This window comes from Taylorella asinigenitalis ATCC 700933 (assembly GCF_000687755.1).
Classification (GTDB): domain Bacteria; phylum Pseudomonadota; class Gammaproteobacteria; order Burkholderiales; family Burkholderiaceae_B; genus Taylorella; species Taylorella asinigenitalis.
In genome coordinates, this window is sequence record NZ_JHXN01000001.1 from 267,588 (window position 1) to 293,306 (window position 25,719).

The window sequence follows — 25,719 nt, forward strand, 5'->3', positions numbered from 1 at the left end:
AATGTCAGATAAAGTAAAAAACGCAGATGAATCAAGCGAAGTTGCGATAGATGAAAATCGTTTAATCGCTGAAAGACGAGAGAAATTAAAAGGTTTACGTGAGACTAAGGGGTGGTCATTTCCAAATAAATTTAAACCAATCGATAAAGCTGCTGATTTACATAAAAAGTTTGATGAACTCTCCAAAGAAGAGCTTGATCCTTTAGAGACTCCAGCAATCGTTGCTGGACGTATGATGTTAAAACGCGTTATGGGTAAAGCAAGTTTTGCAACTCTACAGGATTCTAGCGGACGTATACAAGTTTATTTAGATAAAAAACATCTAGGCGACGAAGCTTATGATGAATTTAAATCATGGGATATTGGAGATATTATCGGTGTTTCAGGACGTGTATTTAAAACAATGAAGGGCGAACTCTCTGTTCATGCTCAATCTGTTGAACTTATTAGTAAATCATTACGCCCATTGCCTGATAAATTTCATGGCCTATCAGATCAAGAATTACGTTATAGACAGCGATATGTAGATTTAATAATGAACGAATCTACACGTGAGACTTTTATTGTTAGATCTAAGGCTATGTCTCACCTAAGACAAATTATGACTGAAAATGGCTTTTTGGAAGTTGAAACTCCTATGCTCCACCCTATTCCAGGCGGTGCTACAGCTAAGCCATTCGTAACTCACCATAATGCTTTAGATATGGATATGTATTTACGCGTTGCACCAGAGCTTTATTTAAAACGATTGGTTGTTGGCGGATTCGAACGTGTATTTGAGATTAATCGCAATTTCAGAAACGAGGGAGTTAGTCCACGTCATAATCCTGAATTCACAATGATGGAGTTTTATGCAGCATACACAGACTATGAATGGATGATGGATTTTACTGAAAAAATCTTGCGTGAAGTTGCTGTTAGAACTTTGGGTTCAGCTCAAATTATGCATCAAGGCCGTCCGTTGAATTTTGATGAGCCTTTTGAGAGATTAACTATGGTGGAAGCGATACTTAAATATTGCCACCAATATACAGAAGAACAATTAAAGGATCCTGATTTTATTCGCTCTGAACTTATTGCTCTGAAAGCACCAGCGGCTGAGGGCTTAAAATTAGGGGCCCTGCAATTGGCTTTATTTGAAGAGACTACAGAGAGCCAACTATGGAATCCAACATTTATTATCGACTATCCTGTAGAAGTATCACCTCTTGCACGTGCATCGGATACTGATAGTGAAATTACTGAGCGTTTTGAGCTATTTATAACTGGTCGCGAGATTGCAAACGGATTTTCGGAATTAAATGACCCTGAGGATCAATCGGCACGCTTTATGGAGCAGGTTAAGGCCAAGGATGCGGGCGATGAAGAAGCTATGTACTACGACTCAGATTATATTCGTGCTTTGGAATATGGCATGCCATATGCTGGGGGATGCGGGATTGGTATAGATAGATTAATAATGCTTTTAACTGATAGTAGTTCAATCAGGGATGTATTACTTTTCCCTCATTTAAGAAAAGAAGATTAATGTTTAATAAGGGTGGACTTAGGTTCCACCCTTTTTTATGTCATAAGCTGTTTTTTGTCACATGAAGTAAATTTAATCTCTTTATGATGATTCTGAATTTACAACATTAATCTTTTCTTCGCCTTATGAAAAACTTGATTACCGCCCTTTTACTAAATATTTTTATATTTACTAGCTCTGTTATTTGGGCTCAAACAAATTCAGAGAATATCGATACTCATATAAATTCATTATCAGAAAAAGAATTACTGATATTTGTAAGCAGAAAGCAAACTTTAGAAGATATTTTTAGAGCTTATAAATTATTAGCTGAGAAATATAACAATCCAAGAGGTCAATTTGCTGTCGGAATTTTTTATTTACATGGCATTAAACATATAGAAAAAAATCCTCAAGAAGCTATTAAATGGTTAACAAAATCAGCCGAACAAAATTTTTATCCTGCTATGGAGACTCTCTACGATGCTTATATGCTAGGAACAGATATACCAAGGGATACTCAAAAGGGAATTAGTTATCTCGAGATATTAGCTAATCAAGGATTCGATAATGCACAGTTCGCACTAGGAAAAAATTATTTCAATGGAAAAGATATCCCTAGAAATATGAATAAGGCCGTATATTGGTTTGAAAAAGCAGCAAATCAAGGTAATACAGAGGCAATGTTGTATTTGGCTTCCATATATTTTGTTGGTGATGGTGTAGATAAAGACTTATCCAAAACAAAATATTGGAATGAAAATGCTGCCAAGAAGGGTCTGGCAATTGCTCAATTTAACCTGGGCACCTTGTATTACAACGGTCATGGTGTTCATATTGATTTAGTTAAAGCTAGAGAATGGTACGAAAAATCAGCTGAACAAAATAATGCATTGGCACAGACAAATTTAGCACTTATGTATATTAAAGGTGAAGGTGGACCACAAGACTTTAATAAGGCCATGGAATTACTACAGAAATCTTGCGAAAAAGGCGATAAGACTGGATGTTCTCAATACTTAGAGTTACGAACTAAATTGAAATAAGTATTTAATTCTATTCATATTTATTTGAATATTAATGGATACAATTAACGTTTTATATTAAGGAGATACAAATATGAAACTGAAAAACAAAAGCATTGCCACACTTTTAGCTTCTATTACTCTATTTGGGTCTGTTGCTTTAGCTCAAAATCCTTCACCTGATGAAATGTTCGATAAAGGTGGCTCTTTTTATGAACAAAAAAATTATGCAGAGGCTTTTAAATATTTTAAAACCGCAGCTGATCAAAACCATACTGTTGCTCAGACAAATGTTGGTATCATGTTAATCAAAGGATTAGGAGTTGATCAAAATATACAAGAAGGTTTGAAGTATACAGAGAAAGCTGTAGAGGCGGGTGATGATCAAGCTCAGTACAATTTAGCAAGTTTTTATTTTAGAGGTGATGTAGTTAAACAAGACCTTAAAAAAGCTGGAGACTTATTCGAAAAATCTGCCAACCAAGGTAATGTAAAAGCACAACACGATTTAGGATCTATGTATCTAATGGGCCAAGGCAAACCTCAGGATATTAAGAAAGCAGCTGAATGGATGCAAAAATCTGCTTCTAAAGGCCATCCTGGGTCTCTTTATAATTTAGGCATTATGTATAAAAGAGGCGAAGGCATGCCGCAAGATTTAGGAAAAGCTAAGGAGATGTTCTCAAAGTCATGCGATATCGGGTTTAAACAGGCATGCGAAAGTCTCAAAAATCTTAAATAATTTTAGAAATCGCTGTAGGATGGGGGGATATTTTTTGTGCTTTCTAGAAAAATATTTCCCTTTTAGATAAGAGAAAAATTCATTTAATCAATGCAAACTCAATTAAGAAACAAAGGATACTTCATAAATAAACATGAATTTGCAAGATCACGCCACATTTTAGATCGATCTAGTTCACCTGCATTACGAGGATTATCTGCATTTTTTACTAAATCATATGTGTATTGGCCCATCTCTGAGCCCATATCTGCAGCTTTTTTTAGCCAAACTAAAGCTTCTTCATTGCTTTGCTCAACACCCTCTTCCCCATATTTGTACAAATCCGCAATTTCTAAAAATAGGTATGGAATCTTGTACTTTTCAGCAATGTCGTTTGTCAGCTTAATCGCTAAAGAAATGTCTTTTTTTACACCATATCCACACACAAGCATATGAGCTTTATTTAAAATCGCGTTGGGGTTTCCTTTGGATGCTGCTAAATCATAGAATTCGTAAGCAATTTCTTTATATGAATCGACACCCATAATTTTATTGAAATACATATCACCTAGCATGTTTTGGGCAATCGCATTTCCTTTACTTGATGCCTTAGCTAGATATTCAATTACCCAAATTTTTTCGTCTTCAAAGATATGAGGTATATGTCTGTTCTGTTTATAGTATGCAGTTCGATTATCATCAATAATACTATCATTTACAGAAAAAAACCTTTCATTTTCTAAGTAAAATTTTCGATTTTCACTCCTGACCAAACTGCTTAAATAACGAAGTTTGCTAGTTGCAAGTTTATTTAATCTATAACTTGATAAATAGAGAAGCATTACACCCTTTTTTAAATCCTTTTGTACGCCTAATCCTGAAAGAAACATATCAGCCAAAAGCATATGAGCAAAAGAATTATTTTCTGTAGAGTAAGGAATTAGCAATTCCCAAGCCTTAGTAAAATCTTGATTTTCATTGAACCCAAAAAATAAATTCATCCCTTTTAATAAATCAGGATGAATTTGTTCTAAATTAAGTTCTGGATCAGTAGGTTTTAGTTTTGCTTCAGATGTATTGGATAAAACCAAAAGACATAAAATGATCAAACTAAATATTGATTTTAAAAATTGATAACAATGCCTCAAGTTATGCTCTCTTGGATACAAATTATTTAATGATATGAGGAAACTTAGGTCTGCAAGCCCCATCATCCCCTCTCCATTTTTTAGCTAATTTTAATTCAGTTTGTACTTGAGGTGTATTGATTTTCTCAATCATTCTAACATCGCGAGCAGCAATCTCATCTCCTAAATCCGCAGCCTTCTTAAACCAAGCTTTAGCCTCATCATAATTTTGTTTTACGCCTTCACCATACAAATATAGATTTCCAACTTGATAGTAGACATAAGGAACAGTATGGTTTTGAGCAACATCTAACATTAATTTTACGGCTTGAGAGCGATTCTGTTCTACACCATAACCACACATAAGCATATGGGCTTTATTCATCTTGCCATTTGGATTTCCTTGGGCAGCTGAAGCATCGTAGAGTTTATATGCTGCTGCATAATCTTTTTTAACAGCAGCACCTAAATAATACATATCTCCAAGAATATTTTGAGCAAATGCATTTCCTGAGTCAGCAGCTTCTTTCATATAGTTAAAAACTGCAGGACCTTCAGCTAAAAATGTATGTGGCAATTTTTCATTGGTTTTCTTTCCAATGTAATACCCCTTAGGAAATTGAGATTTTATAAATTCTTTTCGATAATCTCTTATGACTCCTAAAGGAGAGAAATCCTTAGGCGTTTCAACACCAACGCCATATACGAGAGTTTCCGTAAATTTATATGATGCTAAATCATTAAATCTTGTAGCGGAAGCAAGCAAAAGGTCTAAACCTTTTTTCACATTTCTATTTACGCCCAGTCCAGCTAAATAAATATCTGCAACAAATAATTGAGCGGTAGTATTATGCTTAGGAGTGAAGGGCTCCATAATTTCACGTGCTTTCACAAAATCTTGTGGCCCATTGTAACCAAGAAACAAATCAAGCCCTTTTCTAAAATCTGGGGTGATTTTTTTAACATGCTCATTTGATTCAGCTGCAGATGTTTGAGCTTGAGCGGAGACAGATCCGCAAATCATAAAAGTACCTAAAGTTAAAGTTAGAATTGCGGATAAAAGTCTCATTTTATTCTCTCGCGTGATTAATGGTGTATTTAGGAATCTCTACCACTAGATCTTCATCACCCACAACCACCTGACACGATAGTCGCGAGTTAGGCTTAAGCCCCCATGCTTTATCGAGCATGTCTTCCTCGTCGTCGGTTGATTCGTTTAAATTATCGAACCCTTCTACTACATAAACATGACAAGTGGTGCATGCACAGACCATCTCACAGGCATGTTCGATATCAACGCCGTTATTAAGAAGATTTTTGCATAGCGAAACACCCTTTTGAGCATTTTCGATTACAAGCCCTTCTGGCAATAAAGTCTCATGCGGTAAAACTGTTATTTTAGCCATACTAGATTTCACTTAACTTACAGAATCAATAGATTTCCCTGCCAACGCTTTCCGTATCGACCTATCCATACGTCTAGCAGCGAAATCATCGGAAAGAGGGGCAATTTCGGATTGTATCTTACGAATAGCCTCTAAATTTGAAGAGTCTATGCCACCTTTAAGCTTTGCTAAAAGAGACTGAAGCTTCATGCTCTCCTCCTCGCTTAGAAGATCGGAGTCTGCTTGCAATGCAGAGTTAGTGGCCTCGAATAGTTGAGAAGCTCCCAAAACCTCTTCACGCTCTACCCTTATATTTGCATCGATTGTTGAGCTTTGAATACTATCTTGAAGCATGGTGGCAATGACCTCGTCGCTTAACCCATAACTTGGCTTCACGATAATACTTTGCTCTACACCTGAGCTCATTTCTCTGGCTGTCACACTCAATAGTCCATCAGCATCCACTTGAAAATCAACGCGAATACGTGCAGCCCCAGCTACCATAGGAGGAATGCCACGCAATTCAAAATGAGCCAAGGAGCGATTATCGTCAACTAACTCGCGTTCACCTTGCACCACATGGATTTTCATAGCTGTTTGACCATCTTTAAATGTGGTAAATTCTTGCGAACGAGCGACAGGTATCGTACTGTTTCTAGGAATAATGCGTTCTGTTAAACCACCCATCGTCTCAATCCCCAAAGACAAAGGAATTACATCCAGCAACAACCAATCATCCCCAGATCGACTACCCACAAGCTTATCAGCTTGAAGTGACGCACCCATTGCCACAACTTGATCGGGATCGATATTCGTCAACGGCTCCATTTGAAAATAATCACCCACCATTTTTTGAACAATAGGCATACGTGTAGCCCCACCTACCATTACAACACCACTAATTTCATCAGGCTCTAGCCCCGCATCCTTAAGCACAAAATTAACTTTATCCAACGTGCGATTCACAAGCCCATAGGCAATGTTCTCGAAATGCGATCGTGGATAATTCAAATCGATATGCAACCCATCTGAAAGCTTAACCTGAAAATAAGCCCTCTGCTGTTTTGTAAGGCGCTCGCGAACAGTTTTAGCTATAGATAGAAGCTGTCTATGATCTTGAGCAGTAAGTTGGTCAGTATCATGGTGAGTGAGTACATCCTTAACAATAAGCTTATCGAAATCATCGCCTCCTAACTGCGTATCACCACCTGTGGCAATAACCTCGAATATCCCCTTTTGCAATCGCAAAATGGAAAAGTCAAATGTCCCACCGCCTAGATCATAAACGGCATAAACGCCCTCAACGGCTTTCTCCAGACCATATGCAATAGCTGCTGCTGTAGGTTCATTTAATAGACGCAGCACATTAAATCCCGCAATTCTAGCTGCGTCGCGAGTGGCTTGCCTTTGAGCATCATCAAAATAAGCTGGAACAGTAATAACTGCATCCTGCACATCATGACCAAGAAAGTCCTTAGCTTGACTGCGCAAAGCTTTTAGAATCTCTGCTGAAACTTGTATAGGAGAAATATCTCCTTGGTTAGTAATAACACTTACCGTGCCTTCATTTTGAGATAGCCTATATGGCAATGCTTCCGCCATCGCCTCATCATAAGAGCGGCCAAGTAATCTTTTTGTAGATAAAAGTGTGTTAAAAGGATCTCGATTTTTAGCCTTAACTGCTTCACTTCCAGTGTGTACAGTACCATCCTTCAAATAACGGACAGCAGATGGAAATAATTTTTTTCCATCCGATGAAGGAATAACAGAAATTTCGCCATCTAGTACAGTTGCAATCAATGAGTGTGTAGTGCCTAGGTCAATCCCCACCGCATGTTTTATTGGTTTTTCATCGGGATCTGAAATCTGAAATAAGGTCATAATCTAGATTCAATTAAGCTTAATATCTTTTGAATATATTGTAGTTGCTGAAGTTTAGAAAATGCTTTTTCGTAATCAGCTTTATGATCAATAAGCTCTGTAATGCAGGCAATAAGATCGGATTTTTTTTCGTTTATTTCATTTGCAAGAGTTCTTAGCTTAGGTTTATCGTTTGAGCATTCCTCAAGCTGTTCATGCCAAAGCATCTGAGTTGCAAGAAACTCTCCACTTACTGGAGTATTAAGATTTATATCGTTGAGTTCGCACAAGTAAAAGCCCCTAGTAGCATCATTTTTAAGCTTGCTATAAGCTTCATTTATTAATGAAGCCCAGCTTAGGGCAACTTTTTTTTCTGAAGCAGAGGCAGTTGCAAATCTATCAGGGTGAACTTTTGATGTGGCTTCCCTCCATGCATTTTCAAGTTCAACTTCATCGATTTCAAATTTTTGCGGAACTTTCAAAAGCTCGAAGTAATTCATACCGTAAAGGACTCACCACATCCACAAGAAGCTTTTTCATTTGGGTTTTTAAATTTAAACCCCTCATTAAGCCCCTCTTTTACAAAATCTAATTCAGTTCCATCAATAAATGGAAGACTTTTAGAGTCAACAAATACACGGACACCGAAACTTTCAAACACACTATCGGCAACATCTTGAGAGTCTGCATATTCGAGTTTGTAGGCCATACCTGAACAACCCGAAGTCTTAACACCAACCCTCAAACCTAAACCTTTGCCTCGCTTTTCAATAAAGCTTTTGACATGCTGAGCGGCCCTCTCTGTAAGCGTAACAGCCATCTTAAGATTTACCTTCCTTTTTATGACGATAGTCATTGATAGCAGCTTTAATAGCATCTTCAGCTAAAATTGAGCAGTGAATTTTTACTGGTGGCAATGCCAACTCTTCTGCTATATCAGTATTTTTTATATCCATTGCTTGGTCTAAGGATTTCCCTTTAACCCATTCAGTCACTAAGGAGCTAGAAGCAATAGCGGATCCACAGCCATATGTTTTAAATCTAGCATCTTCAATAATACCTGCATCATTAACTTTAATTTGAAGTTTCATGACATCACCACAAGCTGGAGCACCTACCATACCAGTACCTACAGATTCATCTGATTTATCAAAAGACCCCACGTTTCTAGGGTTCTCATAATGATCTAAAACTTTTTCGCTATAAGCCATTTAAATTTCCTTAAATTAATGTTCCGTCCATTGCACAGTAGAGAGATCAATACCCTCTTGTACCATCTCCCAAAGTGGAGACATTTCTCGGAATTTATCGATTTTAGATTTCACTAATTGAATCGTATATTCAATCTCTTCAATGGTATTAAATCGTCCCAAAGTAAACCTAATAGAACTATGAGCCAATTCATCATCCCGCCCAAGAGCCCGAAGTACATATGAAGGCTCTAAACTAGCAGATGTACAAGCCGATCCGCTTGAAACCGCCACATCTCTTATAGCCATAATTAGAGATTCACCCTCAACATAATTAAAACTAATATTCAAATTATGAGCGATTCTAGACTGCATATCTCCATTTATATACACATCAGGAATCTCACTTAGACCTTCAAGAAGCCTATCTCGCATGGCTCTGATTCGTGGAATTTCTTCATGCATTTCAGCTTTCATAATCGCAAATGCTTCCCCCATACCTACAATTTGATGAGTTGGCAATGTTCCCGATCTAAATCCTCTTTCATGACCTCCACCATGCATCTGAGCTTCAATACGAACTCTGGGCTTACGTCGTATGTAAAGAGCCCCCACTCCTTTAGGTCCATAACATTTATGAGCGGAGAAAGACATCAAATCAACTTTAAGTTTCTGTAGATCTATATCTACTTTTCCAGCTGCTTGGGCTGAATCAACATGGAAAATAATTCCTTTCTCTCTCGTAATCTCACCTATCTGTTCTATAGGCTGAATAACTCCTATTTCATTATTTACGAACATAACAGAGATAAGAATAGTATCTGGACGTATAGAACTCTTTAATTGTTCAAGATCAATAAGCCCATTTTCCTGAACGTCTAAATAAGTTACTTCATAACCTTGTCTTTCGAGTTCTCGCATAGTGTCAAGAACAGCTTTATGCTCAGTTTTAACTGTAATTAAATGCTTACCCTTGTCTTTATAAAAATGAGCAGCACCTTTAATCGCTAGATTGTTTGATTCGGTAGCTCCCGAGGTCCATATAATTTCTCTTGGATCAGCTCCTACTAATTCGGCTACTTGTTTGCGAGCATTTTCTACTGCTTCTTCTGCCTCCCACCCTAAAGCATGAGTACGAGAAGCAGGATTTCCAAACTTTTCATAGAGCCAAGGAACCATAGCATCCACAACCCTTGGATCTACTGGGGTAGTTGAAGAATTATCTAAATAAATTGGGAATTTTAAATTTGGTGATGACATACTAACCGCCAAACCCTTTAAAAATTAATGGTGTATCTAAATTTCTGTTAGAGTCAAACTTGGATCTAAATTGAATATTTCTTTCTTCCAATTTAGATTTTTCGCTAGGACCCAATCGCTGATGATCCACTAGATCTTGAAGGGAAACAGAATCTAAATAGTCAACCATATGAGCATTCAGGCTACTCCAAAGGTCATGAGTCATACAGGTACCATGATCACGACCGTCCCGACCTGTAGTACAGGGTACTTTATTTCCGCAACCAGTTGCGTCTAAGGGCTCATCAACCGCAAATACTATATCAGCTACTGTGATTTCTCGGGGATTACGAGCAAGCATATACCCTCCTCCCGGACCTCTAACACTCTCAACGAGCTCATGACGACGCAATTTGCTAAATAATTGTTCTAAATAAGAGAGGGAAATATTTTGACGTGCACTAATAGCTGAAAGAGTTACTGGGCCAGAGTGACTTCTTAATCCAAGATCAATCATGGCTGTAACTGCAAATCGCCCCTTGGTAGTTAATCTCATATCCAATCCGTAATTTATGTATATATGTAATTATACTAAATATCCTACTAAATTACTAGGATATTAATACGAATTAGAATTCAGAGGACTGATAGAGACCTACTCTTTTACTCACTACCTCAAAGACACCTAAACAGGCATCGTCTAAGTAATCCATCATTTTATTAAAAGAGTCGATACCACCGTAAAATGGATCAGGAACAGTTGCTTCCTCATAGTCGTTAGCGTAACGCATAAGAAGCATTAGTTTATAGTGTTGACTTTTAGGTGATAGTTGTTGAAGGAATGTGAGGCACTCCCAATCCATGGCTAAAACCAAATCGTTATTTCTAATATCATCTAGGGTAACTTTCCTAGCTCTAATATTAGAAATATCAATTCCTCGTTTTCTACATACGTACTGAGCCCTACCATCAGGGGGCTCACCAATATGATAATCATGGGTCGCAACAGAATCAATTGATATGCTATCTTGTAAGCCAGCCTCTTTAACAAGATTGCGTAAAATGCCCTCAGCACTAGGTGAGCGGCATATATTTCCCATACAGACAAAAAGTACACTCGTTTTCATAACCGTAAGTTTGAATGAAATTCCTTTATAAATCAAGTATTATTCGTCGGAAATTAAGTCAGGCCTATACAAAGCTGTAATTCTTTTAGATTCTTTTAGACGCCAGGACTCAATTTCCTTGTGATTACCCGACAATAAAATCTTAGGAACTTCCATTCCTTCGAAAACTTCTGGTCTTGTGTAATGAGGGTGATCTAATAATCCATCAAGGGATTTTTGAAATGAATCCATAGAATGAGATTCAGATGAGTTAAGAACTCCAGGGATGAGCCTAACTATACAATCTATCATAACTAAAGCTGGTAGCTCTCCACCTGACATCACATAATCACCAATTGAAATTTGTTGATCTACATACTTATCAATAAATCTTTGATCAACTCCTTCATAACGTCCACAAATTAATATAAAGCCAGACGAACTTGCATACGAATTAGCTAAAGATTGATTAAATTTAACTCCAGATGGAGAAAGATAAACTACTTTAGGAACTTCACATTCAGTATCTTTCGCTCTATCTTCTCTAACTGCCTCTAAAGCCAATTTTAAGGGTTCAGCCATCATGACCATACCTGGACCTCCACCATATGGGCGATCATCAACTGTATGGTGAATATCGTTAGTGTAATCTCTGGGGTTCCAAGTTTTTATTTGCCATATGTCCTTATTTAAAGCTCGACCTGTCACACCAAGCTTAGAGACAAATTCAATAATCTCAGGAAACAGAGTGATTACGTCAATACGCAATGTCTACTCCATAGACCAATTAGCTAAGATTTTTTTATTTTTTATGTCAACCACTGGCACTATATCTTTTACAAATGGAATTAAGATTTCGATTGGTCTACCCTTAGAATTGAGTCTAGGCGATAAATCGTCTTCAGAATGAATCTGATAAATATGTAAAAGTGTGTGTGCCCCACTTTCTGAAAGATTCTTCACAATGCCGATAAGACTTGGTTCACTTGAATTATTTGAATAAACAAAGCATCCAATCAAATCAATCCAATAAAACTCATCTGAGTCAGGCAAAGGAAATTCAGATCTAGATGCAAGAATTGAATATCCTTTTAATAGCAATGCCTGATCCCTATCGGTAATTCCTTCAAAACTAGCCACAATATGGCTGCCTATTAAAGTTTTTTGCAAAACATTGATAGGCTTAATTGGCGTTATAGGATGTTCATCTTCGTCAAATTTCTGAAGATACCAGTTTTTGATTTTTACAAGCTGAGTATTCTCTTTAGAATGCGGAAATATTTTTACTTTTCCTCTAACACCATTTGCATCGGAAATACGTCCAACGATAACCAAATCTTGTGGTATCAGTTTTTCATTTGAATCGAACTTAGTATTTTTAATATTCATAAAATGCAAAAACCGCCACTCAATTAGGCGGTTTGATAGAGGAAATTCCTTAAAATTACTCTTCCGTTTTAGGCTCTTCTACTTTAGGTGCTTCCTCTGTTTTTGGTTCTTCAACCTTAGGAGCATCTTCAGTCCTAGGTTCTTCTTTAGGAGCTTCATCAGATTTTTTTGCTTTTGTAGCTTTAGAAGCCTCTTTAGCTTTAATGTCTTCATTTGAAGCTTCAGCTTTATCGCTTTTGCTATCCTTAATGATACGTTTTACAGCATCAGAAACCTGAGCACCAACTGAAACCCAATAGTCAATACGATCGTAGTTGATGCGAAGATTTTCAACTTCAGGGTTACCTACTGGATTATAAAAACCTAAACGCTCAATAAAGCGACCATCACGACGATTGCGTGAATCAGCTGCAACAATATTATAAAAAGGGCGCTTTTTAGAGCCACCACGTGATAGTCTAATCACGACCATAGGAAATTATCCTCTCTATTATTAAATTAAATTTAGTAAAGCTAATTATTATAGTAAGAATCTTAATATTTATCAAGCCTTTGAATCTATTATGTAGCAAAAATAGAATACTACTTTCTGGAAATCCAATGCAAAGTGAACTCTTGTCCAACTTCTTGCTTAAGCAGATGATTTCCAGTCTGTTTACAAAACAATTCAAAATCCTGTGATGCATGCGGATCGGTTGTTTTTATACATAGAATTTGACCAGAATTAAGTTCAGCAAGTCCTTTTTTGGTTTTAAGTAAAGGCAATGGACATAACAAACCTGAAGCATCCAAAAAACTATCGTATTCCATATTTAAACTTTAGATTCAACCCATGTCTTAACTTCTTCTAAGGCTTTAGCTAAGGAGGATACGTCTGTACCACCACCCATAGCCATATCAGGGCGGCCACCACCTTTTCCTCCTAAAATCTGAGATAAGTGTGAAACTAGTTCACCAGCCTTAAATCTATCTGTTAAATCCTTACTCACTCCTGTGGCAATGGACACCTTTTCTTCATTTTTTAAGAAAATTGCAACAACACCAGATCCAATTTTTCCTTTTAATTGGTCGACTAAATCTCTTAAGGCTTTACTTTCTACATCATGCACTTCACAAGCCAAAACTTTTACACCAGAAATCTCCTGCATATGACTTAAGAGGTCTCCACTAGATAATGACACTAGTTTTTGTTTTAGATGAGAAATTTCTTTTTCTAATAGGCTCATCTGATCAAGCTGAGCTTTTACTTTCTGAGCCAAATCAAAAGGATTAGTTTTAAGTAAAAAGGCAATTTCTGCAAGATTACTTGAAGAATTTTGTGCCCACTCTACAGATCTATAACCCGCAATGGCCTCTATCCTTCTAATTCCAGAAGCAACACCCGTTTCACTAACTATCTTAAATAATCCGATCTCACCAGTGTTGTCTACGTGCGTACCGCCACATAACTCTCTAGAATCACCGATTTGCATAACTCTAACTACATCACCGTATTTTTCACCGAAAAGCCCAATTGCACCAGATTTAAGGGCATCCTCATAATTCATAATTTCTGATTGAGTTTTTCTACCACTCAAAATCTGTGAATTTACAATCAACTCAACCTTTTTGATTTCCTCAGCTGTCATAGGACCAGTATGAGAAAAATCGAATCTAGTTTTTTCAGAATCTACTAATGACCCTTTTTGCTGAACATGATCTCCAAGTACTTCACGCAAGGCCATATGAAGTAAATGAGTCACTGAATGATGAGCCGTCACAAGAACTCTATGTTCAGGATTAACAAAAGCTTCTACTTTTTCCCCAACTTTAATAATACCTTTCTCTACTAAGCCATAATGACCATATACGGTTGGAGTTATTTTTCTAGTGTCAGTAATATTGATATTTAGATTAGTATTTGCATTTAACAAAACACCAATATCCCCGACCTGTCCACCAGATTCTGCATAAAAAGGTGTTTTATCTAAAACTATACACACTTCCTCTCCAGCAACAGCCTGATCGACCGATGTTCCTTCAACATAAATAGCTTGAACTTCAGAATCTATCTCTCTACTTAAATCGTATCCTGTGAATTGAGTGTCCCCACCCGAATAGGAAATATTCTCGAGAACCTTAAATTTTCCGCTGGCACGAGCTGTTTCTTTCTGTTTGTCCATAGCTTTATTAAAGCCATCAAGATCAACAGTTACACCTTTTTCCCTAGCAATATCAGCAGTTAAATCAACTGGAAAACCATAAGTATCATAAAGTGTAAAGAGAGTTTGACCGTCAAGGTTCTCCCCTTCTTTAAGAGACGAAAGACTAGACTCCAAAATTTTCATGCCATGATCTAATGTTTCTTGGAATCGTTCCTCTTCCTGCCTAAGAATAGAGCTTATTCTGTCATTCCACTCAATTAATTCAGGAAATGCTTCACCCATCTCTTTTGCTAAAGCTGGAACCAATGTATAGAAAAATGCTTTGTCCTGACCAAGCTTATGTCCATGTCTAAGAGCTCTTCTTATGATTCTACGTAATACATAACCACGACCTTCATTACCAGGGATAACTCCGTCAGTAATTAGAAAACTACAGGCCCTAATATGATCAGCAATAACTTTAAGTGAATTATTATTTAAGTCTTTTGTGTTTGTAGCTTCAGCAGCTGCTTTGATTAAATTTTGAAATAAATCTATCTCATAATTTGAATGAACGCCTTGAAGAACTGCAGCTATACGCTCTAAGCCCATACCTGTATCTACGCAGGGTTTTGGCAATGGATGCAAAACTCCGTCGCTATCCCTGTCAAACTGCATAAATACTAGATTCCAAATCTCAATAAATCTATCACCATCTTCTTCAGGAGAACCAGGAGGTCCACCCCAAATTTCTGGACCATGGTCATAAAATATTTCTGTACATGGACCACAAGGACCTGTGTCACCCATCTGCCAGAAATTATCCGATGCATAACGAGAGCCTTTGTTATCCCCTATGCGAATAATTTTTTCCTCTGGAACTCCAACCTTGTCCTTCCAAATTGAAAATGCCTCATCATCCTCAGCATAAACAGTGACTATTAGTTTTTCTTTAGGCAAATTAAATACTGTAGTCAAAAGTTCCCAAGCAAAAGTAATAGCATCTTCTTTGAAATAATCACCAAAACTAAAGTTTCCAAGCATCTCAAAAAAAGTGTGATGTCTTGCTGTGTATCCAACATTTTCTAGATCATTATGTTTACCACCCGCACGTACACACTTTTGAGAAGTCGTAGCTCGTTTATAGGCTCTTTTCTCTTTACCTAAAAAAACATCCTTAAACTGAACCATACCAGCATTTGTAAATAAAAGTGTTGGATCGTTAGCTGGTATTAAAGGCGATGAAGTGACAATCGTATGATTTTTAGATTCAAAAAATTTAAGAAATTTATGGCGAATTTCAGAAGCTTTCATGTAAACAAATGCTAAGGAATTAAAACTTTTTATTTTAGCTTACTTTAACTCTCTCCAAACAACTGCATCAGCATTTTTATGTCTAATTCTTATTTGTGAATGCCTACCCTTGATGACTAAATATGGAGGATTTTGATAAATTTTCATAATTTTCTCTTTACCTCTATATGGGTCTAGAGAAAAAATCATAGGTAGCCCATCAATTACGTTCAAATCTGGAAATTCAAACCAAACTTCATTCTCTGTACTAAAAACTTGTTTAGGAAGAATATGTTGAGTGCCTTTCATATGCCAATCAAAATCATATGAATTCACAAATCTAGGTGAATGCTGCCAACCTGGGAAAAACCTTTTCTTCATAAGCCAACTAGGTTGGCTACCACACGCTGCTAATGATAAAGTTAAGGCACAAACAAAAAAACTCGGAATCAATTTCATAACTATATAGCTCAAATAAAAGAGTCTATATAATGCGAAATTTAACTGTATTTTAAAATCCGTAAAGAGACTTACGGATATTTTTATCCATCCTTATCTTCAGTATCAGCTTGAGAAATAAATAAATCAGCAAAGAATTTGCTTTCGGGAAGATTAGTTTTCTCTACAAGTGCATCTCGTGTAATTTCTAGAACAAATGGCGAACCACAAGCATATACCTCAAATCCACTTAGGTCCGAAAAATCTTCTAAAACTGCATCACTAACATTTCCTGTTCTTCCAGTCCAACCGTCGGAACTTTCAGGTTGAGATACTACAGGAATAAATTTTAGCCACTCATGCTTAGAGGCAATATCATTGCAAAAGTCCATCATATAAATATCATGTGGCCTTCTTCCGCCCCAATATAGGGTTGCCTCTCTTTGAATTCCTGATTCAATCATATCTTCAATAATAGCCTTGATTGGTGCAAAGCCAGTACCCGTTGCAATAAAGACTATGGGTTTATTTGAATCCTTGCGTAAATAGAAAGTTCCGAGGGGTCCCTCTATTCTAAGGATTTCTCGAACCTTCATTCCAGTTCCGTCTTCAGCAAAAACATGATCTGTAAAAAGCCCTCCACTCATATGACGTATATGAAGTTCTATTTTTGAATCCATAGGTTCTTTTGATGCCAATGAATAAGAGCGTCTCACATTATTTTTCAAAAGAATATCTATATATTGACCAGGCAAGTATCGAAATGGTTCCGTAGCAGGTGTCTGCAATTTAATTTGCATAACATCATCTGCTAGCTTGTTTAATTCAGCTACACGTACTGGTACATTTTTTATTTCGATATCACCTGCTTTTTTAACGTCTGTTGGGTGAATGACCATGTCAGATAATGGTATAACGGAACATAGTAAAGCATAGCCTTGTGTCGCTTCTTCGTCAGTAATTAAATCCTCAGCAGAGTCAGCAAGTTTATAGTTTCCTGATACCACTCGACCCTTACAAGTACCACATGACCCAGTTCTACAGCTATAGGGCATAACTATCTTATTTTCGAGAGCAGCATCGATAATATTATTACCCTCATTAACTAAAAATTCATCTCCAGTAGATTCAATTACGACTTTGTGTGCCATACGCTCCTCAATCCAGTGGCAATAATGTTGCTTGCTTCAATTTTAATTTTAAAGTTTTGCCTTTGCGGGCTCTTTTACCGATATATTCATGTAAGTCCCCCAAAGCAATTAATTGTTCAACTTCTTTATTACGATATATTCCAGTTGCTTGAATACCTGACTCCGAAACAGCAACGACCTGAGATATAGAGTCTTTAGGATCAAGACCCATCAAAATAGTACCGCGTCCACCAGATGATAGCTTTTTAATTTCATCTAAAGATATGATTAAAAATCTATCATTTTTAGACAAAAAGCCGATAAATTTTGTGTTATTAGTTATCGGAATTGGTCTAAGAAGTTCGCTTCCCTCATCCATACTAACAAAGGATTTACCAGCTTTAATTCGCGAAATCATATCTTTGAAATGCGTTATAAAGCCGACTCCGTTATTTTGAAGAAGCAGCCATTCAGAATCATCTTTTCCATTTATATAGTGAGTAATTTGCGTTTTAGATTCAAGGTCAATCATCGCAGTAAATGGCTGACCATCTCTTCTTGCAGATGGCAATGACGACACTGGCACCGTATATACTCTTCCATTAGAGCCAATGCCCACAAGATTATCGACAGTACGTGCCTCATAAGTGGCATATAAAGAGTCCCCTGACTTAAAGTTAAGGGATGACGCCTCTACACCATGCCCTTGGCGGGCTCTCACCCAACCTTTGTTTGAAACTATGATAGTTACTGGTTCATCAACTACCTTAATTTCAATCGCCGCTTTTTCAGCCTCTTTAATTAGAGTTCTTCTTTCGTCTCCGTATTTTTTAGCATCCGCTTCAATCTCTTTTATTATTTGTTTTTTAAGAGAACTATTACTGTTTAAAAGTGATTCAAGTTTTTTCTGTTCGGCTCTTTTATCTGCCAACTCCTGCTCGATTTTTATGGCTTCAAGCTTAGCTAATTGGCGAAGCTTCATCTCCAATATATCTTCCGCTTGACGCTCACTGAGTTCAAATTTTTGCATTAGTGCAGGTTTTGGTTCATCCGAATTTCGAATTGTGCTTATAACCTCATCAATATTAAGCAGTACAAGCTCTCGCCCTTCAAGTACATGAATTCTATCAATCACGCGATCTAGTCTATATTTAGTGCGTGATAAAACAGTTTGGGTTCTAAACTCAACCCACTCACTTAATACCTCTTTTAAATTGCGTTGACGAGGTTTTCCGTCAATACCAATACACACCAAATTTATGGATGAATTGCTCTCCATACTGGTATGCGATAACAAAGCGTTTACAAATTCATCTCTGTCAATCCGAGAAGTCTTAGGCTCAAACACTAATCTTACGGAATCCTCACGACCTGATTCATCTCTTACAGTATCAAGCAATCCAAGCATTAGCGATTTTGTATTCTGCTGCTCAGCGTTTAAAGATTTTTTGCCTTGCTTAACTTTTGGATTTGTAAGCTCTTCGATTTCTTCAAGAACCTTTTGGCATGAGGTATTTGGTGGAAGCTCTGTTACGACTAGCTGCCATTGACCACGAGCAAGTTCCTCAAATTCCCATCTAGCCCTTACTTTAACTGAGCCTTTTCCAGTCTCATATATTTGCTTTAATTGATCTTGGTGAGTGATTATTTGAGCGCCAGAATGATAGTCAGGTCCTGGAATAATTTCGAACAATTCATCTGTAGTTATTTTTGGATTTTTTATGGTGGCAATGCATGCGTTTGCAACCTCTATCAAATTATGCGACGGTATCTCTGTAGCCATACCGACCGCAATACCCGAAGCACCATTTAATAAAATAAAAGGCAATCTAGCAGGGAGCATTGCAGGCTCTAATTCCTGACCATCATAGTTAGGAATAAAATCAACAGTTTTTTCGCCTAGTTCGTCAAGTAACAACTCAGCAATTGGAGCAAGTCTAGCCTCCGTGTAGCGCATGGCAGCTGCTCCATCTCCGTCGCGAGAACCAAAATTTCCTTGTCCGTCTATAAGAGGATAGCGTAAAGAAAACTCCTGAGCCATCCGAACCATAGCTTCATAGGCTGCTTGATCGCCATGAGGGTGATATTTACCTAAAACATCACCCACCACACGTGCGGACTTAACTGGCTTAACCCCAGCTCTAAGACCCATCCGGTCCATAGCATATAAAATGCGTCTTTGCACTGGTTTTTGACCATCACCTACATCTGGCAATGCCCTTCCCTTCACTACTGAAAATGCATAATCAAGATATGCTTTACTTGCATATGAGCCTAAGTCAACTCGTTCCTGATCGTTATTTCCGAAATCTAATTCTAATTCTGTATCTTCCATCACACATCCAATTCTGCTAGATTACCCTTATCTTCAATTAATGCTCTCCGGGCTGATGATTCACTTTTACCCATTAGGGTATCGAAAATTTTATTGATTTCTTCTATGGAACTAGATCCATAAGTCACTTGCATTAGTCGGCGAGTGTCTGGATTCATCGTTGTTTCCCAAAGCTGCTCTGCACTCATCTCACCTAAACCTTTAAAGCGACTTATAGTTAAAGAAGATTCCTTAATATTTTCTTTATTTATTAACTTATCTTTAATGCTTTGTAGTTCTTCAGAATCGAGACAATAAAACTTCCTAGCTGGTCTCTTACCTTGAGCTGGAACATCAATTCTAAATAGAGGAGGTTGAGATATAAAAACAAAACCATTTTCAACCAAACTTGGAAAATGCTTAAAAAATAAAGTCAAAAGCAACACTTGAATATGTGAACCATCTACGTCAGCATCAGAAAGAATGCAAATTCTACGGTATCGAATATTGGATAAATCTGGCCTATCATTAGGACCGTGTGGATCTACACCTATCGCTACAGAGATATCATGAATTTCTTTATTTGAAAAAAGTTGATCACGATCTACCTCCCAAGAATTTAAAACCTTACCGCGAAGTGGCAGTACTGCTTGATATTCCTTATCTCGACCTTTTTTAGCAGAACCTCCTGCAGAATCACCCTCAACTAAAAATACTTCAGTCCTAGTTGCGTCGTTGGACTCGCAATCTGTAAGCTTACCTGGCAATACCGCAACACCAGAACTTTTTCTCTTCTCGATTTTCTGAGCCGATTTCGAACGTGCTTGAGCTTGCTTGATTGTGAATTCAGATAATTTTTTGCCCTCATCAACATTTGAATTAAGCCACAATTCAAATGAAGTTTTTACAAAATTACTCACTAATCTAAGGGCATCACGACTATTTAGACGCTCTTTAACTTGTCCTTGAAACTGTGGGTCGAGAACTTTTGCAGATAAAACAAAGCTCGCTCTAGAAAACAAATCCTCGGGCAATAGTTTTACACCTTTAGGTATAAGGCTATGCATTTCTGCAAAGGATTTTAAAGCTTGAAAAAGTCCTTCTCTTAAACCAGATTCATGAGTACCACCGTTTATAGTAGGGATAAGATTAACGTATGATTCGCGAACTAAAGGACCTTCCATTGACCATGCAACGGCCCAACTAGCACCCTCACCCTGTTCAAAAGATTCATGGCCTTCTTGAGCATAATCTTGACCACTAAACAATGAAATAAGCAATTCAGATCTATCGAGCTCCTCTGATAAATAACTTATAAGCCCCGACTCATATAACCATCTATATTTATCTCCAGTTTTTTCTATTTTTAGATTGACCTCAATACCTGGCAATAAAACCGCTTTACTTCGCAGTAGATGAATTAAATCATTTATCGGAATTGAGGCACTATCGAAATATTTTGTATCTGGCCAAACCTTAACCACTGTACCTGATTTGCGTTTAGGGGCGTCCGATATTTTCTCTAACGGCTGCTCTACTTCACCACCATTTGAAAAAATTAATTGGTACACACCCATATCGCGGGTAACATTAACCACTAATCTTGTTGACAATGCATTCGTAACCGAAACGCCTACCCCATGCAGACCACCTGAAAATGCGTAAGCACCCCCATCTTTTTTATTGAACTTGCCTCCAGCATGTAGTCGTGAAAAGACAATCTCCACGACAGGCACATTTTCTTCTGGATGCATGCCCACTGGAATGCCACGACCATCGTCTTCAACAGTGACACTTGAATCTTCATGCAAAGTAACAGATATTTTTTTCGCAAACCCTGCCAATGCTTCATCGGCTGAATTATCTATAACTTCCTGAATTATGTGTAATGGATTTTCTGTTCTGGTATACATGCCTGGACGCTCTTTAACTGGCTCCAGACCTTTGAGGACTCTAATTGAACCCTCATCATATTTATCGTAATTTTTACTACTCACTATGGGCTCTAGTTTGTAACTTAATGTATTTTAGATTGTGCAAAATTCGACTATTTTAAGGAAAAAATATAAAATTTGCTAAAAGCTAATGGTATTATTTAGCTTACTATTATAATTATCGAATCCAATCTAGTTATAAAAATAAGAATATATAACTTCCTACAAATTTCTTCATCCCAAGAGAGAATAATATGATTAAACAAGCAAATTTAGATAGCTTTAAAGCTGAAGTATTAGATTCTACTAAACCTGTTTTAGTTGATTTTTGGGCTCCTTGGTGCGGCCCATGCAAAATGGTTGCACCTATTCTTGAGGAGATCGACTCTGAACTTAGCGAAAAGGTTTCAATCGTTAAAGTTAACGTAGACGATAACCAAGACCTAGCTGCTCAGTTTGGAATTCGTAGCATACCTACTCTTATGTTATTTAAAGACGGTAAGCAATCAGCTGTAAAAGTTGGTGCCGTAAACAAAACTGATTTAACTAATTTCATAAACACTAACATTTAATTTTTACAAGTGGCTTAAACCTAAGGAATTTACTCCTGTCTCCCCTTAAGCCACTTTCAAACTTCATTATCTAAAATGCATCTTAACGAACTCAAAAATCTTCACGTATCTCAATTACTTGATATGGCCCTTGGCCTAGAAATAGAAAACGCAAACCGTTTCCGCAAGCAGGAACTTATGTTCCAAATAATGAAAAAAAGAGCTAAAAACGGTGAACAAATCTTTGGTGACGGAGTTTTGGAAGTATTGCCAGATAGCTTTGGCTTTCTAAGATCACCATATTCATCTTACTTAGCAAGTACTGATGATATCTATATTTCTCCTTCACAAATGCGAAAATTTAATTTGCATACAGGAGACCATATTGAGGGCCAGGTCAGAGTTCCAAAAGATGGAGAGCGTTATTTCGCCCTTGTTAAAGTTGAAAAAGTAAACGGACTTGATCCTGAAAAAGTTCAACACAGGATTATGTTCGAAAACCTGACTCCTCTTCACCCTGATGAGCCTCTTAAGCTAGAAAGAGATATTAGAAGTGAGGAAAATTATACTGGCCGAATTCTCGATATCTTTGCTCCTATCGGTAAAGGTCAAAGGGCTTTAATCGTTGCTAGCCCGAAATCAGGTAAAACAGTAATGATGCAACATATCGCTCATTCGATAACCGCAAATTATCCAGAAGCTACTCTTATAGTTTTGCTTGTTGATGAGCGCCCAGAAGAAGTGACAGAAATGCAACGCACTGTTAGGGGTGAAGTTGTGGCATCCACATTCGATGAACCTGCAACACGACACGTACAAGTTGCCGAGATGGTTATAGAGAAAGCAAAACGCTTAGTTGAACTTAAAAAAGATGTTGTAATTTTGCTTGATTCTATCACGCGTCTAGCTAGAGCCTATAACACTGTAGTTCCATCCTCAGGAAAAGTATTAACAGGAGGGGTTGACGCAAATGCATTGCAGCGTCCTAAACGCTTTTTCGGTGCAGCTCGTAATATTGAGGAAGGTGGATCTTTAACTATTATTGGTACTGCATTGATTGAAACTGGCAGCCGTATGGATGAGGTTATTTACGAGGAATTTAAAGGTACTGGTAACTGTGAAATTCATCTAGAGAGGCGTCTTGCAGAAAAACGTGTCTATCCAGCTATCAATCTTAATAAGAGCGGTACACGTAGAGAAGAGCTGCTTATGCGTCCTGAAGATTTACAGAAAACTTGGGTTCTACGTAAATTTATTCATGATATGGATGAAGTAGAAGCAATGGAATTCATCTTAGATAAGATTCGTGCAACGAAAACTAACGATGAATTTTACGAATTAATGAAAAAATAAGACAAAATTAAAAAATGACTGTATAATTTATCTCTTTTTCCCTCCTGTAGCTCAGTTGGTTAGAGCAGAGGACTCATAATCCTTTGGTCGCTGGTTCAAGTCCAGCCGGGAGGACCACCAATTGAAAGCTAAGGCCCCAGTATTTGGGGCCTTTTTTATTAACTATAGATTTTTGAACCTTGCTTGATAAACTCAATCGATTTTTCTTGCATGCCCTCTTTTAAAGTAGCAGCATCATATTTCAGTTCTTGACTAATCTTCATAGAGCAAAATTTAGGTCCGCACATCGAGCAAAAATGAGCTATTTTTGCACCTTCTGCAGGCAATGTTTCATCATGAAAACTTTCTGCTCTTTCAGGGTCTAATCCTAATCTAAACTGATCCCTCCATCTAAATTCAAATCTTGCTTTTGAAAGAGCATTATCCCGAATCTGAGCACCAGGCCATCCTTTAGCAAGATCTGCTGCATGAGCGGCAAGTTTATAGGTAATAATGCCTGTGCGAACATCCTCTTTATCTGGTAAGCCTAGATGCTCTTTTGGAGTTACATAGCATAGCATTGCAGTACCATACCACCCAATATTAGCTGCACCAATTCCCGATGTAATATGATCGTACCCAGGTGCAATATCCGTGACCAGAGGGCCTAAAGTATAAAATGGAGCTTCATAACAGTGTTGAAGTTCCTCAATCATGTTTTGTTTTATTCTCTGTAATGGAACATGTCCTGGCCCTTCAATCATTACTTGCACATCATGTTTCCAAGCTATATTTGTTAGTTCGCCTAAAGTATAAAGCTCACTAAATTGGGCTTCGTCGTTAGAATCTGCAACACATCCTGGTCGCAATCCATCTCCAAGTGAGAATGACACATCATACGCTTTCATAATCTCGCAGATTTCTTCAAAATGAGAATAAAGGAAGTTTTCTTGATGATGAGCTAGACACCATTTTGCCATTATCGAGCCACCACGAGAGACGATACCTGTCACACGGTTTGCAGTCATAGGGATAAATGGCAATCGAACTCCAGCATGGATCGTAAAATAATCAACTCCCTGCTCTGCTTGCTCAATCAATGTGTCTCTAAATAATTCCCATGTTAAGTCTTCGGCAATGCCTCCTGTTTTCTCTAGACACTGATAAATAGGAACTGTCCCTATAGGAACTGGAGAATTTCTGATAATCCATTCACGTGTTTCATGAATATGTTCTCCTGTTGATAAATCCATAATAGTGTCAGAGCCCCAACGCAAAGCCCAAACCATTTTTTCTACTTCTTCCGTAAGGCTTGAACTCACAGCAGAATTACCTAAATTTCCATTTATTTTTACTCTGAAATTTCTTCCTATAATCATAGGTTCTAATTCAGTGTGATTTATATTTGCTGGAATAATTGCTCTACCTTCAGCAACTTCGCGACGAACAAATTCAGGTGTTATATCTCGAGGATGCTTTGGAATATTTGCACCAAAAGCCTCTCCTGAGTGTTGCTTAATTAATTGAGCATATTGCGGATCTTCGTAGATTTCCTGCAATTTCATTTGTTCACGAAGAGCCACAAATTCCATCTCAGGTGTGATAATACCCTTACGTGCATAATGCATTTGAGTGACATTTCTACCAACTTTTGCACGACGAGGAGTAGTGATAGTTTTAAATCTTAGGTGATCAGCAGAAGTGTCATTAAGACGCTCATTGCCATAATCTGAACTAAGTCCAGAAAGCACATAAATATCATCTCTTTCGTCAATCCAATTAGCTCTTATATCAGGCAAGCCCTTTTTTAAATCAATATCCGAATTTAAATCCCCATATTTTCCACTGGTGTCGTACACAGGAATAGGTGGATTTGCTACCTCTCCTCTATCAGTGATTGTAGGGTCTTGTTTTATTATTCTATAAGGGACTTTTATATCTTCACGTGAGCCCTCTATAAAAACTCTCTCGGAGTTTGGATAAGCAAATTGAACTCGTAAAGACTCGCTTAAATGTTCAAGTTCTTGAGATTCATTTCCATTGTTTTTGGCCATT

24 protein-coding genes, 1 tRNA gene and 1 pseudogene are annotated in these 25,719 nt (G+C 37.5%); 6 read left to right on the forward strand and 20 right to left on the reverse strand.

Features of this window, described 5'->3' with window-relative positions; translation table 11 throughout:
• Position 1 precedes the first annotated feature (1 nt).
• The 3 genes from lysS (at position 2) to T432_RS0101295 (ending at position 3,274) form a co-directional block, all read left to right on the forward strand.
• Entirely contained in the window at positions 2–1,528 is a 1,527-nt protein-coding gene (lysS, locus tag T432_RS0101285; protein ID WP_028883859.1) for a lysine--tRNA ligase, read from the forward strand.
• Positions 1,529–1,653: 125 nt separating this feature from the next.
• Positions 1,654–2,553: a tetratricopeptide repeat protein gene (locus T432_RS0101290; protein WP_028883860.1), complete on the forward strand. Its 900-nt coding sequence runs from the start codon at positions 1,654–1,656 to the stop codon at positions 2,551–2,553.
• Between the two features lie 73 nt (positions 2,554–2,626).
• Positions 2,627–3,274: a tetratricopeptide repeat protein gene (locus tag T432_RS0101295; RefSeq protein ID WP_028883861.1), complete on the forward strand. Its 648-nt coding sequence runs from the start codon at positions 2,627–2,629 to the stop codon at positions 3,272–3,274.
• 98 nt (positions 3,275–3,372) lie between these two features.
• Here T432_RS0101295 and T432_RS0101300 read toward each other — a convergent pair whose 3' ends face one another.
• From T432_RS0101300 to parE, 19 genes and pseudogenes are all read right to left on the reverse strand, one after another.
• Entirely contained in the window at positions 3,373–4,467 is a 1,095-nt protein-coding gene (locus T432_RS0101300; protein ID WP_248646251.1) for a tetratricopeptide repeat protein, read from the reverse strand.
• Positions 4,424–5,449 carry a tetratricopeptide repeat protein gene (locus tag T432_RS0101305; RefSeq protein ID WP_028883863.1) on the reverse strand — a complete coding sequence of 342 codons (1,026 nt, stop codon included), beginning with the start codon at positions 5,447–5,449 and terminating at the stop codon, positions 4,424–4,426. The genes T432_RS0101300 and T432_RS0101305 overlap by 44 nt, the downstream gene beginning before the upstream one ends.
• A gap of 1 nt (position 5,450) precedes the next feature.
• Positions 5,451–5,786, reverse strand: a complete 336-nt coding sequence (gene fdx, locus T432_RS0101310; protein WP_014111352.1) for an ISC system 2Fe-2S type ferredoxin — start codon at positions 5,784–5,786, stop codon at positions 5,451–5,453.
• A 12-nt stretch (positions 5,787–5,798) separates the two neighbouring features.
• A complete protein-coding gene (gene hscA, locus T432_RS0101315; RefSeq protein WP_028883864.1) occupies positions 5,799–7,646 on the reverse strand; it encodes a Fe-S protein assembly chaperone HscA in 1,848 nt (615 codons plus the stop codon).
• Positions 7,643–8,125, reverse strand: coding sequence for a Fe-S protein assembly co-chaperone HscB (gene hscB, locus T432_RS0101320; RefSeq protein WP_028883865.1), 483 nt, complete (start codon positions 8,123–8,125; stop codon positions 7,643–7,645). Before hscB ends, hscA begins: the two co-directional genes overlap by 4 nt.
• A complete protein-coding gene (iscA, locus tag T432_RS0101325) occupies positions 8,122–8,445 on the reverse strand; it encodes an iron-sulfur cluster assembly protein IscA (protein ID WP_015551734.1) in 324 nt (107 codons plus the stop codon). The genes hscB and iscA overlap by 4 nt, the downstream gene beginning before the upstream one ends.
• Before the next feature lies 1 nt (position 8,446).
• Positions 8,447–8,836 (reverse strand): Fe-S cluster assembly scaffold IscU, encoded by a 390-nt coding sequence (gene iscU / locus T432_RS0101330; RefSeq protein ID WP_014111348.1) that lies wholly within the window; start codon positions 8,834–8,836, stop codon positions 8,447–8,449.
• A 15-nt stretch (positions 8,837–8,851) separates the two neighbouring features.
• Positions 8,852–10,075, reverse strand: coding sequence for an IscS subfamily cysteine desulfurase (locus tag T432_RS0101335; RefSeq protein WP_028883866.1), 1,224 nt, complete (start codon positions 10,073–10,075; stop codon positions 8,852–8,854).
• Between the two features lies 1 nt (position 10,076).
• Complete coding sequence (locus tag T432_RS0101340; RefSeq protein WP_015551736.1) at positions 10,077–10,610, reverse strand: Rrf2 family transcriptional regulator; 534 nt, start codon at positions 10,608–10,610, stop codon at positions 10,077–10,079.
• A gap of 73 nt (positions 10,611–10,683) precedes the next feature.
• On the reverse strand, positions 10,684–11,181 hold the full coding sequence (locus tag T432_RS0101345; RefSeq protein WP_028883867.1) for a low molecular weight protein-tyrosine-phosphatase: 498 nt from the start codon (positions 11,179–11,181) through the stop codon (positions 10,684–10,686).
• Between the two features lie 39 nt (positions 11,182–11,220).
• On the reverse strand, positions 11,221–11,928 hold the full coding sequence (trmD, locus tag T432_RS0101350) for a tRNA (guanosine(37)-N1)-methyltransferase TrmD (protein ID WP_028883868.1): 708 nt from the start codon (positions 11,926–11,928) through the stop codon (positions 11,221–11,223).
• A gap of 3 nt (positions 11,929–11,931) precedes the next feature.
• Positions 11,932–12,549 carry a ribosome maturation factor RimM gene (rimM, locus tag T432_RS0101355; protein WP_028883869.1) on the reverse strand — a complete coding sequence of 206 codons (618 nt, stop codon included), beginning with the start codon at positions 12,547–12,549 and terminating at the stop codon, positions 11,932–11,934.
• Between the two features lie 214 nt (positions 12,550–12,763).
• Positions 12,764–13,021: pseudogene (gene rpsP, locus T432_RS08635) on the reverse strand (30S ribosomal protein S16); the annotation flags it as partial.
• Between the two features lie 110 nt (positions 13,022–13,131).
• Complete coding sequence (locus tag T432_RS0101365; RefSeq protein ID WP_014111341.1) at positions 13,132–13,359, reverse strand: sulfurtransferase TusA family protein; 228 nt, start codon at positions 13,357–13,359, stop codon at positions 13,132–13,134.
• Between the two features lie 2 nt (positions 13,360–13,361).
• Complete coding sequence (alaS, locus tag T432_RS0101370) at positions 13,362–15,986, reverse strand: alanine--tRNA ligase (RefSeq protein ID WP_028883871.1); 2,625 nt, start codon at positions 15,984–15,986, stop codon at positions 13,362–13,364.
• 39 nt (positions 15,987–16,025) lie between these two features.
• The gene (locus T432_RS0101375; RefSeq protein ID WP_028883872.1) at positions 16,026–16,424 is read right to left on the reverse strand and encodes a TrbG/VirB9 family P-type conjugative transfer protein; all 399 of its coding nucleotides are present in this window, start codon (positions 16,422–16,424) and stop codon (positions 16,026–16,028) included.
• Positions 16,425–16,507: 83 nt separating this feature from the next.
• Entirely contained in the window at positions 16,508–17,554 is a 1,047-nt protein-coding gene (locus T432_RS0101380) for a CDP-6-deoxy-delta-3,4-glucoseen reductase (protein ID WP_028883873.1), read from the reverse strand.
• Between the two features lie 7 nt (positions 17,555–17,561).
• Entirely contained in the window at positions 17,562–19,868 is a 2,307-nt protein-coding gene (gene parC, locus T432_RS0101385; RefSeq protein ID WP_028883874.1) for a DNA topoisomerase IV subunit A, read from the reverse strand.
• Positions 19,868–21,844, reverse strand: coding sequence for a DNA topoisomerase IV subunit B (parE, locus tag T432_RS0101390; RefSeq protein ID WP_028883875.1), 1,977 nt, complete (start codon positions 21,842–21,844; stop codon positions 19,868–19,870). Before parE ends, parC begins: the two co-directional genes overlap by 1 nt.
• A 191-nt stretch (positions 21,845–22,035) precedes the next feature.
• On the opposite strand from parE, the gene trxA reads away from it, so the two are divergent.
• From trxA to T432_RS0101405, 3 genes are all read left to right on the forward strand, one after another.
• Positions 22,036–22,353 carry a thioredoxin gene (gene trxA, locus T432_RS0101395; protein ID WP_014111335.1) on the forward strand — a complete coding sequence of 106 codons (318 nt, stop codon included), beginning with the start codon at positions 22,036–22,038 and terminating at the stop codon, positions 22,351–22,353.
• 75 nt (positions 22,354–22,428) lie between these two features.
• Complete coding sequence (gene rho / locus T432_RS0101400; protein WP_028883876.1) at positions 22,429–23,685, forward strand: transcription termination factor Rho; 1,257 nt, start codon at positions 22,429–22,431, stop codon at positions 23,683–23,685.
• Positions 23,686–23,725: 40 nt separating this feature from the next.
• Positions 23,726–23,802: transfer RNA gene (locus T432_RS0101405), tRNA-Ile, on the forward strand.
• A gap of 41 nt (positions 23,803–23,843) precedes the next feature.
• Here T432_RS0101405 and thiC read toward each other — a convergent pair.
• Positions 23,844–25,718, reverse strand: a complete 1,875-nt coding sequence (thiC, locus tag T432_RS0101410) for a phosphomethylpyrimidine synthase ThiC (RefSeq protein WP_028883877.1) — start codon at positions 25,716–25,718, stop codon at positions 23,844–23,846.
• Between the last annotated feature and the right edge of the window lies 1 nt (position 25,719).

Excerpts from the sequence above, each read along its gene's own strand:
- trxA (WP_014111335.1), top strand. The coding sequence starts at position 22,036 with ATGATTAAACAAGCAAATTTAGATAGCTTTAAAGCTGAAGTATTAGAT.
- rho (WP_028883876.1), top strand. The coding sequence starts at position 22,429 with ATGCATCTTAACGAACTCAAAAATCTTCACGTATCTCAATTACTTGAT.
- T432_RS0101365 (WP_014111341.1), bottom strand. The coding sequence starts at position 13,359 with ATGGAATACGATAGTTTTTTGGATGCTTCAGGTTTGTTATGTCCATTG.
- T432_RS0101305 (WP_028883863.1), bottom strand. The coding sequence starts at position 5,449 with ATGAGACTTTTATCCGCAATTCTAACTTTAACTTTAGGTACTTTTATG.
- iscA (WP_015551734.1), bottom strand. The coding sequence starts at position 8,445 with ATGGCTGTTACGCTTACAGAGAGGGCCGCTCAGCATGTCAAAAGCTTT.
- lysS (WP_028883859.1), top strand. The coding sequence starts at position 2 with ATGTCAGATAAAGTAAAAAACGCAGATGAATCAAGCGAAGTTGCGATA.
- parC (WP_028883874.1), bottom strand. The coding sequence starts at position 19,868 with ATGGAAGATACAGAATTAGAATTAGATTTCGGAAATAACGATCAGGAA.
- fdx (WP_014111352.1), bottom strand. The coding sequence starts at position 5,786 with ATGGCTAAAATAACAGTTTTACCGCATGAGACTTTATTGCCAGAAGGG.
- T432_RS0101340 (WP_015551736.1), bottom strand. The coding sequence starts at position 10,610 with ATGAGATTAACTACCAAGGGGCGATTTGCAGTTACAGCCATGATTGAT.
- iscU (WP_014111348.1), bottom strand. The coding sequence starts at position 8,836 with ATGGCTTATAGCGAAAAAGTTTTAGATCATTATGAGAACCCTAGAAAC.
- T432_RS0101300 (WP_248646251.1), bottom strand. The coding sequence starts at position 4,467 with ATGATGGGGCTTGCAGACCTAAGTTTCCTCATATCATTAAATAATTTG.
- rimM (WP_028883869.1), bottom strand. The coding sequence starts at position 12,549 with ATGAATATTAAAAATACTAAGTTCGATTCAAATGAAAAACTGATACCA.
- T432_RS0101375 (WP_028883872.1), bottom strand. The coding sequence starts at position 16,424 with ATGAAATTGATTCCGAGTTTTTTTGTTTGTGCCTTAACTTTATCATTA.
- alaS (WP_028883871.1), bottom strand. The coding sequence starts at position 15,986 with ATGAAAGCTTCTGAAATTCGCCATAAATTTCTTAAATTTTTTGAATCT.
- T432_RS0101380 (WP_028883873.1), bottom strand. The coding sequence starts at position 17,554 with ATGGCACACAAAGTCGTAATTGAATCTACTGGAGATGAATTTTTAGTT.
- T432_RS0101335 (WP_028883866.1), bottom strand. The coding sequence starts at position 10,075 with ATGTCATCACCAAATTTAAAATTCCCAATTTATTTAGATAATTCTTCA.
- thiC (WP_028883877.1), bottom strand. The coding sequence starts at position 25,718 with ATGGCCAAAAACAATGGAAATGAATCTCAAGAACTTGAACATTTAAGC.
- T432_RS0101290 (WP_028883860.1), top strand. The coding sequence starts at position 1,654 with ATGAAAAACTTGATTACCGCCCTTTTACTAAATATTTTTATATTTACT.
- T432_RS0101345 (WP_028883867.1), bottom strand. The coding sequence starts at position 11,181 with ATGAAAACGAGTGTACTTTTTGTCTGTATGGGAAATATATGCCGCTCA.
- hscB (WP_028883865.1), bottom strand. The coding sequence starts at position 8,125 with ATGAATTACTTCGAGCTTTTGAAAGTTCCGCAAAAATTTGAAATCGAT.
- hscA (WP_028883864.1), bottom strand. The coding sequence starts at position 7,646 with ATGACCTTATTTCAGATTTCAGATCCCGATGAAAAACCAATAAAACAT.
- T432_RS0101295 (WP_028883861.1), top strand. The coding sequence starts at position 2,627 with ATGAAACTGAAAAACAAAAGCATTGCCACACTTTTAGCTTCTATTACT.